The following is a 13,605-nucleotide window of genomic DNA, read 5'->3' as shown; positions in this document are numbered from 1 at the left end:
GGATTTGCAGCGCAGCGAACACCCGGTGGTGCTGGCGGGCGACTACAACGTGGTGCCCACCGATCTCGATATTTACAACACGCGCTCCTGGCTCACTGGAGTTGCTGCAAACCGAATCCATCGCTTTGCACGGTCGCGACATGCCTCTGCTCGAAGACATCCTGGCGCAGAAACAGGCAACGATCATTTTGCTCGAACAGCATGGCCGCAAGCGCAGTGAAATCCTCGCCAGCCTGAACCTGCCGACCAATCGCGATGGCCTGGAGCAACTCGCCAGCCAGTCGAGCGTCGGCGATCAATTGCTGGAACAGAGCGACAAGCTGACCGAGCTCCTGGCTCAATGCCAGACCGCCAACGTCAACAACGGTCAGTCGATCCTGGTGCAGCAGGCCGCCACGGCCAATCAGCTGAAAATCCTCACCGGCGGCGAACCGCCAGCGCTGTACGACGCCCGCGGATCAACCGCCAAGCCAGCGAAGCCGCGCCCGCTCAGCCAGGCCTGAGCCTCGTCGATGAGCACACTCTTTCAAGACACGTCACATGCTGGCAGTATGCTGGCCAGTTGCAGTCATATTTTGTCCGGAGAATGATGAACCGTGTCCATTGCCTTAAACGCGGAAGATGCTCCGCAGCCACCCAAGGTACTCTCCACACCGATGGAGATCGCGGGTAACCTGCGCCAGCTGCAAGAAAGCCACGACCCGCTGATCATCACGTTCCATGAGCGCAACCAGCGCTTCCAGAGCTATCTGGTGGACGTCGACCGTGACAGCAACATGATTGCCCTGGACGAAATGGTGCCCCGCGATGGCGAACGCTATCTGCTGGCGGGCGAGTCGTTTCGGATCGAAGGCTTCCATGACGGCGTGCGCATTGCCTGGGAAAGCAACGGTCGGCTGACCATCGACGAATCCGGCAACACCCGCTGCTATCGCGGCACACTCCCTGACGAAGTGGTCTATCACCAGCGCCGCAGTGCCTTCCGGGCTGCGTTGAAGCTGGCGCAACTGGTAGACGTCGAACTGGGCGGCGAAAAGCTCAAGTTCCCGGTGACCGGCAAACTGCTGGATATCTCCGCCACGGGTTGCAAGCTGCGTTTTGACGGCGACATCACTCCCCGGCTGCAACTGGGCCAGGTCTATGACCGCTTCATCGCAGAATTGCCATTTGGCAGCATGACGACGCCGGTGGAGCTGCGTTACCTGCACTTCGAAGAAAGGATCTCCACCACCTTCGCCGGCATCCGCTTTCACAACATGAGCGGGTTGGTGCAGCGTCAGGTCGAGCGCTTTGTCTATCAGTTGCAGCGCGAAGCGCGCCGATTCGATAAAGACGACCTCTAAGCCACCCGCCTCAAAAAAAACGGGCAGTCACTTGCGGTGACTGCCCGTTTTTTTATGGCCTGGATTCAAGGCCTGGCTTCGGTGAAGCTCTGCTCGCGACCGCTGTCCGGATCTTCTGGCAGAGGATCGGTTTCAGGCTCCGGCGCCGGGTCGGGCGCAGGTTCCGGATTGACCGGCGACTGCATCTGATCGTGCACCATCTGTTCATCGACACGCGGATCGAGCGCCGCCACCAGTGGCGAACTCGACATGCTGTCCGGCATGGCGACGTGATGCAACGGCGCATCGTCGACCTGGTGCAAGTTGGTGACCGCTTTCGGGCGGATCCGCCAGACCAGCACCAACGCGAAGAAACTGAAAAACGCATACAGCATCTGGCTGCCGAACATCTTCATCAGCACCCCGGCCACCAACGGCCCGATGCTGGCGCCGACGCCGTAAGTCACCAATAACATGGCGGTCAGCGAGACTCGGCGATCCGCTTCGACGTGGTCATTGGAAAACGCCACGGCCAACGGATACAGGCAGAACTGCACCAGCGAACAGAGGAAGCCGGCGATGAACAGCACTTCCAGCGGCACCTGCCGCATGATCGCCAGCGGCAACGCGGCAAGCGCCAGGCTGAAAGCAAAAGAGCGAATCAGCAGCGCCCGGTCATAACGGTCGGACAACCAGCCAAGCGGCCATTGCACCAACAGACCGGCAAAAATGCAGCTACCCATGAACAGGCCGACTTGCTCGGTGGACAAGCCTTGCTGCGACGCATACAGCGGCGCCAGACCGTAGAACGAGCCGACGATCAGCCCCGCGCCCAGCACCGTGCTCAGGGATTGCGGGACACGCTTGATGAAGAACCGCGGTTCCATCGGCGCCGGGTGTAATGGCGCCGGGTGAATTCGTCGGGTCAGGGCCACCGGCACCAGACACAATGCGAAGCACAGGGCGACCAGCATCAGCAGCTCCAGGCCCAGGGCCGGGTGCATGACCAGAATCAATTGCCCGAGCACCAACCCGAGGTACGAAGCGATCATGTAGCCGCTGAACACCAGGCCGCGCTGCTTGGCCTCGGCTTGCTCGTTGAGCCAGCTCTCGATGACCATGTATTGGCACATCATGCCCAGACCGACAATCACCCGCAAAAACAGCCAGGCCGGCAAATAGTCGATCAACCCATGACCGAGCACCGCCGCGCCGACGATGCCGGCACACGCCGCATAAGCGCGAATATGCCCGACCCGGGCGATCAAGCGGTGGCCGATCTTGCCGCCCAGCACCAGGCCGAAATAGTTGGCAGCCATCAACGCACCGACCCACAGGCTGTCGACGTGATCGGCGGCCAGTCGCAAGGCCAGGTAAGTACTTAACAGGCCCGAGCCGATCAACATCATCAGCGAGGCGAAATAAAGCGCTCGAAAGGATTTCCAGATTTGGCGCATCGGCGTTCCGAGCGGCTCCTTGCAGTGAGTATCGGGCTACCTGAAAGATAGTCCGAAGACGACGACTCGTCAGGCCTGGGCGGCCAGCACACGACGCTCCCAGGGCGTAATTTCATCAAAGAAACTGGTCAGTTCCAGAGACTTCGAAGCGACGTAGCCTTCGATGAACTCCTTGCCAAACAGTTCCTTCGCCAATTGGCTACGTTTCAGACGCTCGAGAGCGGCATGCAAGGTACACGGCAGCGAAAGATTATCCGGTACCGCGAATTCACCTTGAATCGCTTCGGTCGGTTCCAGTTCGTGTTCGATGCCATACAACCCCGCCGCCAGGCTCGCGGCGATAGCCAGATACGGATTGGCGTCCGCCCCCGGCAAGCGATTTTCGACCCGACGAGCCACCGGTGCACTGGCCGGAATGCGCAGCCCCGCCGCACGGTTATCGTGGGACCAGCAGGCATTATTCGGCGATGCAAACGGATGGCACAAACGCTGGTAGGAGTTCACGTTCGGCGCAAACAGCGCGGTGAAATCGGCCATGCCGGCCTGCTGGCCACCAATGAAGTGACGGAAGGTCGCGGTCGGTTGCCCGGATTCATCGCTGAACACATTCCGCCCGCTGCCAATGTCGACGATGCTTTGATGAATGTGCATCGAGCTGCCGGGCGTATGCGCCAGGGGTTTGGCCATGCACACCACGGTCAAACCGTGTTTGAGCGCTACTTCTTTGAGCAGGTGTTTGAAGAGGAACGTCTGGTCGGCCAGCAACAGCGGATCGCCATGCAGCAGGTTGATCTCGAACTGGCTGACACCCATTTCGTGCATGAAGGTATCGCGCGGCAAACCCAGTGCCGCCATGCACTCGTAGACTTCGCTGAAGAACGGTCGCAAGCCGTTATTGGAACTGACGCTGAACGCCGAGTGGCCGTCCTCACGACGGCCGTCCAGGCCCAGCGGCGGCTGGAAAGGTTGCGTCGGGTCGGTGTTGGGCGCGAAGACGAAGAATTCCAGTTCGGTCGCTACCACGGGCGCCAGGCCGAGGGCGGTGTAACGGGCAATAACCGCCTTGAGCTGGCCGCGAGTCGACAGGCTGGAGCTTTCGCCGGTCAGTTCGTCAGCATCGCAAATGGCAAATGCGCGGGGTTGTTTGCTCCAGGGCAGGCGATGGATCTGCGCCGGATCAGGCACCAGCGCCAGGTCGCCATCGTCGCTGCCGTAAAACTGCGCCGCCGGGTAACCGCCCATGATGCATTGCAGCAGCACGCCTCGCGCCATCTGCAAACGGCGCCCTTCGAGGAACCCCTCGGCGGTCATTACCTTGCCCCGAGGCACGCCATTCAGATCCGGCGTAACACATTCAATCTCATCAATGCCCGTCAGTCGCTGTGCGAGTGAGCGCAGGTCATCGGTTGTCATGACGCAATCCTTTGTTGTGCGGGCCGCGAACGGCGACCCGTACAAAATAGGCTCCGCGTGTTCGGAATTTCAAGCGCCGACAACAAAAAGAACGTCAAGGCAGATAAAGGCTGAACACCCCGCCGCCCAACGGCCCGCCATTGCTGATTTCGGTACGGCCACCCACACCGTTGCGCTGGTGCAACGCGGCGATGCGTCCGGCGAAATACAGGCCCAGACCGGTACTGCCGCTGCTGTGATTGATGCCCTGCACGTAATCGGCCTGGCGGTCGATCATTTCAGCCGGGTAGCCGTCGCCGTCGTCATTGATGGTCAGCCTCAGTTGGCCGCCCTCGTCGCCGGCGCTGATCAGCAGCGAGTGACGCGCATAACGAATCGCGTTATTGATGCTGTTGGCCAGCACCGAGGCGACCAGTTCCCGGTCGAAAAATCCCAGCGGGCTCAGCGGGTCGACTTCATAAGTCGCGATGATGCCGCGACTGGCGAACACCTCTTGATGCGCAGCCAGTTGCGCCTCGATGAAATCATCCAGTTCGTGATAGGCCGGCTGCAACGGCATCTGGTTCACACCCAATTTGTACAGCCCGAGCAACTGCACGAGCATGCCATTGAGGTGGGCAAACTCGTACTCGATCACGCCCTGCTCCGCGCTGTTCTGCTCGGGGTCGGGCAAACGCGACAGCCAATGGCTGTGGGCCTGCATCAGCATGGCCAGCGAGTTCTTCATGTCATGCACGGTGGAGGCAATCACCGTGGAGAAATCCAGTGCCGGGGTGTCGTGGTTCATCCGTTGAACGCCTTGATTTTCAATTTCTGGTAGCGCGGATAACGCGCATCGGTGTCGGGCATCATCCCGACCAGTTTCAGGCAGGCCCGACACTCTTCGAGTTCGGCCGACTCCACGTTGGTATCCGTGCCGTGCAACAGCGACTGCGCCATGTTCAGCGCGATACTGATGTTTTTCGGCTGCATGGCCAGGGCTTTGCGGAAGATCGCCCGGGCTTCCACGAGATTGCCAGTCCTGTAAATCTGTACGCCCTGACGATTGAGGTCGGCGGCCGCATTGCTGGAGCTGAGGATCGTCGGGTCATCGGTCAGCTTGGCGATGCTTTGCATCACCACCGGATCATCGCCGTAGATTTCCGCACAGTTTTTCAACATCGACGCCCCGGCACTCGCCTGGCCGAGCATCTGCAACTGTTTGGCCACCAACAGCGCGGCTTCGGCGCTCATGAACTGCTCCATGCCGTCGAGGCGCATCATCGCTTGCTCGGTGAGCTTCTCGGCGGTCTCGGCATCGTTCAGCAACAGGCTGGTGGCTTTCATCAGCCGCGCACGAATTTGCAGGCCCGGATCGGTCGGGTTTTCCTTGGCCACCAGGCTGAGGGTCGTGTTGATCTCCAGCCGGGTCCGGGTATCCAGGCCTTTTTCGCTGCCCTTACTGATCAAGGCGTGGGCCAGGCCCAGGTTGCTTTCGGCATCCTTGAAGCGCGACTGTGCGCCTTGCGACACCGCTTGGCGATACGCTCGGGAGGCGGTGTCGAAATCCTCGTTGATCATCGCCAGCTTGCCCAGCAGCGCCTGGCGGCGCACCGCCAATGGCGACAGGCGAATGGCTTCTTCCAATACCTTTTGCGCACCTTTGGTGTCGCCTTCGACCACCAGCACGTCGGCCATGCCGTCATACAGCGCCGGCATCAACGGAAACACTTTCATGGCTTGTTCGTAGATGCCTTTGGCCTGGTTGATATGACCGCGCTTGAACAGCAACTTGCCCAGCCCGGCAAACGCCCAAGGTAGCGGACGATCGGCAATGATGCTGTCGTAGAGGCGCTCCAGCGCTTCGTTCTGGTTCAAGTCGCGCAACGCGTCCGCGCGATAACGCAGGCACAGCGGCGAATAACGGATGTCCTTCTTGCACAGCTCGATACAGGCATTGAGCACTTCGAGTGGCTTGCCGCGGTCGAGCGCTTGCAGGATCGGCTTGAGCAGGTTCTTGCGCTGCTCCAGACGTTCGAGGCGTTGGGCCAGGCCCGAGCGGTTGAACGGCTTGGTCAGGTAAGCATCGGGCTCGTGCTCCAGCGCGCTGAGCACCATGGCCTGGCTGGTTTCGGCGGTCACCATGAGGAACACACTTTCATGGCTGATCAGCTTTTCGATCATCAAGTCTTCGAGCACCTGCTGGCCGTTCTTCTTGCCGTCGCCGAGGTGGAAATCCTGCAGGATGAAGTCGTAAGCCTTCTGCGAACACATGCGCAGCGCCTGTTCACCGGTATCGGCGGTGTCGACGTCCTTGACCCCCAATTCACGCAGCATGGACCTGACGGAACTGCGGAAATCCGAGAAATCATCGACGATCAGAAAACTCTTTTGGTGATACGACAGCATCGAAGATTTCCAGGCAATGGTAAGAAGAAGAGCATGACCGTTCGGGTTATCGGCCAGGAGTGCCAATCCCTTGAGAACTCCTGCGACTTCAGCGTGCTCTAAATATTTGAAGGCGTTATTGAAAAACGGGATTATCCTGCTTTATTGCGCCAAAGTTCGTCCGTGTTTGAACTCGATTCACCCCCTTGTCGCCGGTAAAGGCAGAAAAAATGAACACCACCCCCAAGCCATCCGCCGACACCCGCGAGCGGCAAGTGTCGAGCCCCAGCAGCCTGGACTTTCCGGTGGTCGGCATTGGTGCTTCGGCGGGCGGGCTGCAAGCGATCAAACTGTTCTTCGATAACATGCCGCACGACAACGGCATGGCGTTTGTAGTGATTCTTCACCTGTCGCCCGACCATCAAAGCATCGCGGACAAGATCATTCAGGAATCGACCCTGATGCCGGTGCTCCAGGTCACCGAGTCGGTGGCTATCGAGAAAAACCATGTCTACGTGATTTCACCCGCTCAGCAGCTGCTGATGAATGACGGTGTTCTTGAAGTCAGCAGCACTGATCCGCACCTGAGCCGTCATTCTTCGATCGACCTGTTCTTCCGCGATCTGGCGGATGTGCACCGCGAACGAGCGTTTTGCCTGATCTTGTCTGGCAGCGGCTCCGATGGCGCGGTCGGTTTGTCGCGTATCAAGGAGCACGGCGGGGTCACCATGGCCCAGGCGCCGGAAGACGCCGAGTTCGACGGTATGCCCCGCGCGGCCATCGATACGCATATGGTCGATCTGGTGTTGCCGGTGGTAGAGATGCCGCAAAAACTGCTGGAGTTGTGGCGCAACGCCAAGGAAATCAGTTTGCCCACCGCCAATGATCCTTACCGTCAAGCCCTCGCTTCAGTATCGGAGCGCGATGCGGCGCTGGCCGAACAGCTGCTGCACGACATCCTGATCCAACTGCGCACCGGCACGGGTCATGACTTCAAGCACTACAAACGCGCGACCGTGTTGCGCCGAATCGAGCGGCGGATGCAGGTCACCACCCAGCCGGACCTGACGGCTTACTACCGCTACTTGCAAAACAATCCCGAAGAAACCAAGGCATTGCTGGGCGACATGCTGATTGGCGTCACCAATTTCTTCCGTGATCGGGAGGCGTTCGAAGCGCTTGAACGCGATGTAGTACCGCAACTGGTCAGCGCAGCCGTCTCTGCACAACCGGAAAAAGAAGAAATCCGCGTCTGGTCGGCGGGCTGCTCCACAGGCGAAGAAGCCTACAGCCTGGCGATGCTGCTCAATGATCAACTGCAAGTGGAGGGCAGCCAGGCGTCACTGCAAGTCTTTGCCACCGACATTGACGAGCGCGCCATCAGCTTCGGCCGCGCCGGGCTATACCCGCAAGCCATCATTACCGATGTGCCACCCACGCGGCTGCGGCACCACTTCATCAAGGAAGACGAGCACTTCCGGATTCGCAAGGAGCTTCGCGAGAGGGTGCTGTTTGCCAAGCACAGTTTGCTGTCTGACCCGCCGTTTTCGCAGATCGACCTGATTGTCTGCCGCAACCTGCTGATCTATCTGGATCGCGAAGTACAACGCGAAATCCTCCAGATGTTCCACTTTGCGCTGCGTCCAGGCGGCTTCCTGTTCCTCGGTTCGTCCGAGAGCGCGGATGCGTGCCACGAGCTGTTTGCCCCGGTGGATAAACGTAACCGGATCTTCCGCGCCAAGACTGGCACTGCCAATAGCCGACGCACGCCAACCATGCCGCGTGGCGGTTATGTGCGCGCCAATATTTCCCGCGAAACACCGCAGAACGCGGTGCAGCGCAAGTTGTCCTTCGCCGACATTCACCAACGTGCCCTGGAACGTGCGTCCCCGCCGAGCATGATTGTCGACGCCAATGCCGACATCCTGCACATGAGCGAGAGCGCCGGGAGTTTTCTGCGGCATGTCGGCGGCGAGTTGTCGCGCAACTTGTTGACGCTGATCCTGCCGGAACTGCGCCTGGAAATTCGTACCACCCTGTTTCAGGTCCAGCAGAGCGGTCTGGTCGTGAAGTCTCGCCCGGTGCCGATCAACCGCGAACATCGTCAATGCATGGTCGATCTGTTGGCACAGCCCTACAAGGATGATGAGTCGGACGGCGATTACATTCTGGTGATATTCGAGGAGGCCGAAGTCGATCCTTCTGATCTGGCGGCCACTCCCCTGCTGCAAACCGAAAGTCAGGTGATGTCCAACCTTGAGCGCGAACTGCAACGCACCAAGTTGCACTTGCAGGACACCATCGAACAATCGGAAGTCTCCAGCGAAGAGCTCAAGGCTTCCAATGAAGAAATGCAAGCGATCAACGAAGAGCTGCGCTCGGCCACCGAAGAGCTGGAAACCAGCAAGGAAGAGCTGCAGTCGATCAACGAAGAGTTGCTGACGGTCAATTACGAGTTGAAAACCAAAGTCGAAGAAACCGACAAGATCAACGACTACCTGACCAATCTCATCGCCTCGACCGACATCGCCACGGTGTTCGTCGACCGCAACATGCGCATCAAATGGTTCACCCCGCGTGCCACCGATATTTTCAGCATGTTGCCGGTGGATACCGGACGGTCGCTGCTCGATATCACCCATCGGCTGTATTACGACGACCTGGCGCGTGATGCGGCGCTGGTGTTCGAGTCGCTGAACATGATCGAGCGCGAAATCAGCAGCAGCGACAATCGCTGGTACATCGCCCGTCTGCTGCCTTATCGCTCCAGTGAAGACCATATCGACGGCACGGTGCTGACCTTCATCGACATCACCAAGCGTCGCCTGGCGGAAGAGGAATTGCGCCTGAGTGAAGAACGCATGCGCCTGGTGGCTGAAAGCACGCGCGATTACGCAATCATCACGCTGGATGAACAAGGCGTGATTACCAGCTGGAACAAAGGTGCAGAGCTGATTTTTGGCTACAGCAAAAAAGAGGCCGAAGGCGCTTATTACGATTTTATTTATTCCGCCGAGGACCGCGCTGCGGGTGTATCGGGTGCCGAGCTGGCACTGGTGCGCACGCACGGGCGTACGGAAGATGAACGCTGGCATGTTCGCAAGGATGGCAATCGGTTCTATTGCAGCGGTGAGGTGACCCTGCTCAACGGTGACAATCTGCAGGGCTACGTGAAAATTGCCCGGGATATGACGGGCCATAAACGCCAACATGAAGAGCAACAACTGGCACTGGTGGAAACTCGAAACACCAACTACCTCAAGGATGAGTTTTTTGCGGTCATGTCCCACGAACTCAAGCATCCGTTGAACCTGATCCAGCTCAACGCCGAATTGTTGCGCCGCTTGCCGCTAACCAAAACCGTGGCGCCCGCCGCCAAAGCCGTTAATACCATCTGCGACGCGGTCAACAGCCAGGCCAGGATCATCGATGATCTGCTGGATGTCGCCCGGGTGCGTACCGGCAAGCTCAAGTTGCAACCGATCGCCGTAGATCTGGCCAATGTGCTGCGCGATATACATACCGTCGTCCTCAATGAACAGCACCACACGACGGTGGAACTACACGTGCCTGAGCAACCGTTGATCGTCTTTGCCGACCCGACGCGCCTGGAGCAGATCATCTGGAATCTGGTGAACAACGCGTTGAAATTTACTTCCGCCACCGGGCACGTCCAGTTGATCGCTCAGGTGGACGGCAATATGGCGCGGCTGGATGTCAAAGACGACGGTGCCGGCCTCGCTACGGACAGCCTTGAGCACGTCTTCGATCTGTTTGGCCAGGCGGAAAAACAGCATGCCAGCCATAACCGCGAAGGCCTCGGAATCGGCTTGTCGCTGGTGCGTCAATTGACCGAGGCGCAACGCGGGACTGTTGAGGTGAGTTCAGCTGGATTGGGTACTGGGTGCACGTTCAGCGTCCACTTGCCACTTGCTCACACTGAAGATGCAACACAAGCAAGCACTCAGGTCGACGTCGCTTTCGGCAGGCTTCGAGGTCTGACAATCCTGCTGGTCGACGACTCTGCGGAGGTGTTGGAAACCTTGAAAATGCTGCTTGAAATGGAAGACGCCGAAGTTATCGCTTTCGACCGTCCCGTGGCCGCCCTTGATGCAGCCAAGAGCACTCGGTTTGATCTGATTATTTCGGACTTGGGCATGCCGGTAATGAACGGCCACCAATTGATGAGCGCGTTGCGTGAGTTGCCGCTCGTCAAGGACGTGCCGGCCATTGCGTTGACCGGTTATGGCACGAGTGGCGACATTCAAAAGTCCCGCCAATCAGGCTTTAATCAGCATCTTGGGAAACCGGTTGCCTACGACGATTTGATCGAAACCATCGAAGCGCTGCGCCGGCCCGAATGACTCAGCACAAATAGCCGCGTTGCACAGACATGCGCCGATCAATCGCCTGACGGAGTCGCTCTTTGTGGTCTGCCCAGGTCTGGGGATCGACTTTGGTTGCGCGCATAAGCTCAAGCATCGCGGCTTTGGCAGAAACGTATTCGGCCCAGGCATCTTCGGATCGTAGCTTCAGGCGCTCACGATCGGTCATTTCCATGTTGCGCAGCGCCATCGTCGGCTCATCAGTGATGATCGTGCCCAGCGTCATCTGCGCCCGATGGGGTGCGATAAAAGCGTGACTATCCGCCAAAAGCTGCCTTGCCCGGTGTGCGCCCCACTTCAGCGCTGCGCAGCCATGCTTATCGGCGAACCTGTCGTGAAACTCCTCGTGAACCGGACAGCCATTCTTCGCGTAAATCCCGATGAAAACCTGAGCGATGCCTTCTTGGTTCACGCGTGCCTGCACTTCGACCTGCATGCCGTCACCGAGCACTTCTTCATGAGCATGGAGAGGTAACCGAGTGTTGGTCCATAACCAGAACTGCGCGCCTCGACGTCGCATCGCATCGCTCCCTGAGTTGTGTCAGGAAGTAAGGCACAGCAAAAGCAGATATGCCATGTAGATCGTCGGTTTGGTGAGGCGTAAACAACTGTGCAAACTTGTGTTGTCTGATTGTAACCGTCTGGGCAACACACCTTCCTGGCATCGTCGGCATCGCCTTGCGCGGCGAATCTTTTTCGCGTTTGTGACAGTCAGCAACTACGAGCAGACATTAGCCCTTCCGTTGTCGATAACCATCTCAAATTGGCATGCGCCTCCCTTCACACAAGACCTTCTTCTCGCAACGCTTTCTGAACCGCAGGACGAACTTTAACCCGGTCATACCAGGCACGGAGGTTATGCAAATTGTCGAAGTGGATATCGGCCTTGTAATAGCTCGTCAGCCAGGCGGCCTGGCCCCAGCCTGTTAATGCGAACAGATAGGCGTCAGCCACAGTGAAGGAGTCACCCAGGAGATATGGTCGGGCAGTTAGTTGTTCGTCAATCCAGGCGAAGCGCTTCTCCAACTTTGGCTTGGCAGTGTCTACGTATTTACCCGCGAGTGCTGAGTACAACAATGGAATATACCCCTTGTGAATCTCAGACGTCAGGAAGCTCAGCCATTCTTGAAGTCGGTATCGATCAAGGGTGCCATGAGTGGGAACAAGTCCAAGCTCCGGCTTCAGGTCACCCAAATACTGCACGATTGCTGGGCCCTCACGCAGGAGAGTGCCGTCGTCCAGCTCGATTGCAGGTACGTAGCCAAAACTGTTGACCTCGAAGTAATTGGCGCCCAATTCGGTTAGGTGCTTCTTGTGATCGACTTTAATCAGTGTGGCATCGAGACCAAGCTCATTCAGGACGATATGGGGCGAAAGGGAGCAAGACGCGGGGATGTAGTACAGCTTCATTTGTAGACTCCAGAGCATGAGTGAGCGCTGTCAATTCCAACGGAGAGACGGCTTCAGCTCATTCTAGATGTCAGGTATAAAATAGGAAGAACGCACTATTTTGTAGTATAGGTACAAAAAATATACCTACCCTATCTAGGATTCTGACCATGAAAGACAACATATCAGGCTGCTCGGTCGAAGAAGCGATGCGTTTGCTAGGTGGCCGCTGGCGCCTACTCCTTGCATCCTACCTGCTAGATGGGCCAAAGCGCTTTAATGCGCTTAGGCGGGACATTCCCGCTATTTCGCAACGAATGCTAACCATCGATTTACGCGCTCTTGAGCAAGCAGGACTCGTAAAACGTACAGTATTTCCCACCGTGCCCGTCACGGTTGAATACGAACTCACCGTTGACGGACGGCGGTTAGAGCCTGTTGTCGAGGTAATGAAACAGTTTGGGCTCTGGGTCAAGAGTCGCCAGTCCGATGACAGCGTCTGTCCAGCTAACCTTGCGTAAGTCAGGCCGGCACCCACTGATGCGGCAGCAGTTGGTCAATCTCGCTTGCTCGCTGCGTCGGCAGCCGCGTCAGCACATCCTTGAGATAAGCATACGGATCATGCCCGTTGATGCGCGCCGAATGGATCAGACTCATGATCGCCGCCGCCCGCTTGCCGCTGCGCAGCGACCCGGCAAATAACCAGTTCGACCTCCCAAGCGCCCACGGCCGGATTACGTTCTCGATTTGATTGTTGTCGATGGGCACAGCACCATCTTCCAAGTAGCGCGTCAGCGCTACCCAGCGTTTGAGGCTGTAATCCAGAGCCTTGGCCGTGGCCGAACCCTCGGGCACAAGTTCGCGTTGGGCCAGCATCCACTCATGCAGTTTTTCGGCGATGGGCACCGCTGTTTCCTGGCGTAATCGCCAGCGATCTTTGTCGCTCATTTCCTTGGCGTTTCGCTCGACTTCGTACAGTCCGCCAATCGAGTGAAGCGCCTTGCAGGCATTCCTGGACGACCTGGGCTTTGAGCGGTTTGGGGTAAGAGCTGCGTTGGCGCATGGAAATCCTGGCGATAAGGGTGATCGCGTCCGCTTAAAAATACGCGGACACCATCGCCCTAAATACTGGAGTTCGGTAGGTGTGTTCGCCATCCGCTTACGCCTGATTTTCTTACGGGCAAAACAAAACCCCTACCTGCATACGCAGATAGGGGTTTCGGAATTTAATCTTGACGATGACCTACTCTCACATGGGGAAACCCCACACTA

The 13,605-nt window shown here is 58.1% G+C and carries 11 protein-coding genes and 2 pseudogenes; 6 read left to right on the top strand and 7 right to left on the bottom strand.

What is annotated here, in order from left to right:
• From ACQKP4_RS26600 to ACQKP4_RS26590, 3 genes and pseudogenes are all read left to right on the top strand, one after another.
• Positions 1-94: pseudogene (locus ACQKP4_RS26600) on the top strand (exodeoxyribonuclease III); the annotation flags it as partial.
• Entirely contained in the window at positions 63-503 is a 441-nt protein-coding gene (locus tag ACQKP4_RS26595; protein WP_427636936.1) for a flagella synthesis protein FlgN, read from the top strand. The pseudogene ACQKP4_RS26600 and the gene ACQKP4_RS26595, both read left to right, overlap by 32 nt.
• A 93-nt stretch (positions 504-596) precedes the next feature.
• A complete protein-coding gene (locus ACQKP4_RS26590) occupies positions 597-1,343 on the top strand; it encodes a flagellar brake protein (RefSeq protein ID WP_427636934.1) in 747 nt (248 codons plus the stop codon).
• Positions 1,344-1,408: 65 nt separating this feature from the next.
• Here the strand turns inward: ACQKP4_RS26590 and ACQKP4_RS26585 are convergent, their stop codons facing one another.
• The 4 genes from ACQKP4_RS26585 to ACQKP4_RS26570 form a co-directional block, all read right to left on the bottom strand.
• Positions 1,409-2,779, bottom strand: coding sequence for an MFS transporter (locus tag ACQKP4_RS26585; protein WP_427636933.1), 1,371 nt, complete (start codon positions 2,777-2,779; stop codon positions 1,409-1,411).
• 69 nt (positions 2,780-2,848) lie between these two features.
• On the bottom strand, positions 2,849-4,090 hold the full coding sequence (locus ACQKP4_RS26580; RefSeq protein ID WP_427636935.1) for a glutamine synthetase family protein: 1,242 nt from the start codon (positions 4,088-4,090) through the stop codon (positions 2,849-2,851).
• A 196-nt stretch (positions 4,091-4,286) separates the two neighbouring features.
• A complete protein-coding gene (locus tag ACQKP4_RS26575; protein WP_427636931.1) occupies positions 4,287-4,979 on the bottom strand; it encodes a sensor histidine kinase in 693 nt (230 codons plus the stop codon).
• Positions 4,976-6,580 carry a response regulator gene (locus ACQKP4_RS26570; RefSeq protein WP_427636930.1) on the bottom strand — a complete coding sequence of 535 codons (1,605 nt, stop codon included), beginning with the start codon at positions 6,578-6,580 and terminating at the stop codon, positions 4,976-4,978. Before ACQKP4_RS26570 ends, ACQKP4_RS26575 begins: the two co-directional genes overlap by 4 nt.
• Positions 6,581-6,789: 209 nt before the next feature.
• On the opposite strand from ACQKP4_RS26570, the gene ACQKP4_RS26565 reads away from it, so the two are divergent.
• Positions 6,790-10,923 (top strand): CheR family methyltransferase, encoded by a 4,134-nt coding sequence (locus ACQKP4_RS26565; RefSeq protein WP_427636928.1) that lies wholly within the window; start codon positions 6,790-6,792, stop codon positions 10,921-10,923.
• Between the two features lies 1 nt (position 10,924).
• Here the strand turns inward: ACQKP4_RS26565 and ACQKP4_RS26560 are convergent, their stop codons facing one another.
• Both ACQKP4_RS26560 and gstA read right to left on the bottom strand, forming a co-directional pair.
• On the bottom strand, positions 10,925-11,464 hold the full coding sequence (locus ACQKP4_RS26560) for a hypothetical protein (RefSeq protein ID WP_427636926.1): 540 nt from the start codon (positions 11,462-11,464) through the stop codon (positions 10,925-10,927).
• Positions 11,465-11,724: 260 nt separating this feature from the next.
• The gene (gene gstA, locus ACQKP4_RS26555) at positions 11,725-12,354 is read right to left on the bottom strand and encodes a glutathione transferase GstA (protein ID WP_427636924.1); all 630 of its coding nucleotides are present in this window, start codon (positions 12,352-12,354) and stop codon (positions 11,725-11,727) included.
• Positions 12,355-12,503: 149 nt separating this feature from the next.
• Here gstA and ACQKP4_RS26550 point away from each other — a divergent pair, with 149 nt between their 5' ends.
• Entirely contained in the window at positions 12,504-12,854 is a 351-nt protein-coding gene (locus ACQKP4_RS26550; protein ID WP_427636923.1) for a winged helix-turn-helix transcriptional regulator, read from the top strand.
• A 1-nt stretch (position 12,855) separates the two neighbouring features.
• Here ACQKP4_RS26550 and ACQKP4_RS26545 read toward each other — a convergent pair.
• A pseudogene (locus tag ACQKP4_RS26545) lies at positions 12,856-13,350 on the bottom strand (IS66 family transposase); the annotation flags it as partial.
• Between ACQKP4_RS26545 and ACQKP4_RS26540 the strand changes: the two are divergent.
• The coding region (locus ACQKP4_RS26540; RefSeq protein ID WP_427636937.1) for a hypothetical protein at positions 13,334-13,605 on the top strand (272 nt) is incomplete at its 3' end. The pseudogene ACQKP4_RS26545 and the gene ACQKP4_RS26540 overlap by 17 nt on opposite strands.

This window comes from Pseudomonas sp. NPDC086278 (assembly GCF_050280905.1).
In the GTDB taxonomy this organism is placed as follows: domain Bacteria; phylum Pseudomonadota; class Gammaproteobacteria; order Pseudomonadales; family Pseudomonadaceae; genus Aquipseudomonas.
This window is presented reverse-complemented; position numbering and strand designations above follow the sequence as displayed.

What these genes read in the sequence shown, in the direction of transcription:
- ACQKP4_RS26585 (WP_427636933.1), bottom strand. Translation starts at nt 2,779, where the DNA reads ATGCGCCAAATCTGGAAATCCTTTCGAGCGCTTTATTTCGCCTCGCTG.
- ACQKP4_RS26580 (WP_427636935.1), bottom strand. Translation starts at nt 4,090, where the DNA reads ATGACCGCCGAGGGGTTCCTCGAAGGGCGCCGTTTGCAGATGGCGCGA.
- ACQKP4_RS26575 (WP_427636931.1), bottom strand. Translation starts at nt 4,979, where the DNA reads ATGAACCACGACACCCCGGCACTGGATTTCTCCACGGTGATTGCCTCC.
- ACQKP4_RS26570 (WP_427636930.1), bottom strand. Translation starts at nt 6,580, where the DNA reads ATGCTGTCGTATCACCAAAAGAGTTTTCTGATCGTCGATGATTTCTCG.
- ACQKP4_RS26565 (WP_427636928.1), top strand. Translation starts at nt 6,790, where the DNA reads ATGAACACCACCCCCAAGCCATCCGCCGACACCCGCGAGCGGCAAGTG.
- ACQKP4_RS26560 (WP_427636926.1), bottom strand. Translation starts at nt 11,464, where the DNA reads ATGCGACGTCGAGGCGCGCAGTTCTGGTTATGGACCAACACTCGGTTA.
- gstA (WP_427636924.1), bottom strand. Translation starts at nt 12,354, where the DNA reads ATGAAGCTGTACTACATCCCCGCGTCTTGCTCCCTTTCGCCCCATATC.
- ACQKP4_RS26550 (WP_427636923.1), top strand. Translation starts at nt 12,504, where the DNA reads ATGAAAGACAACATATCAGGCTGCTCGGTCGAAGAAGCGATGCGTTTG.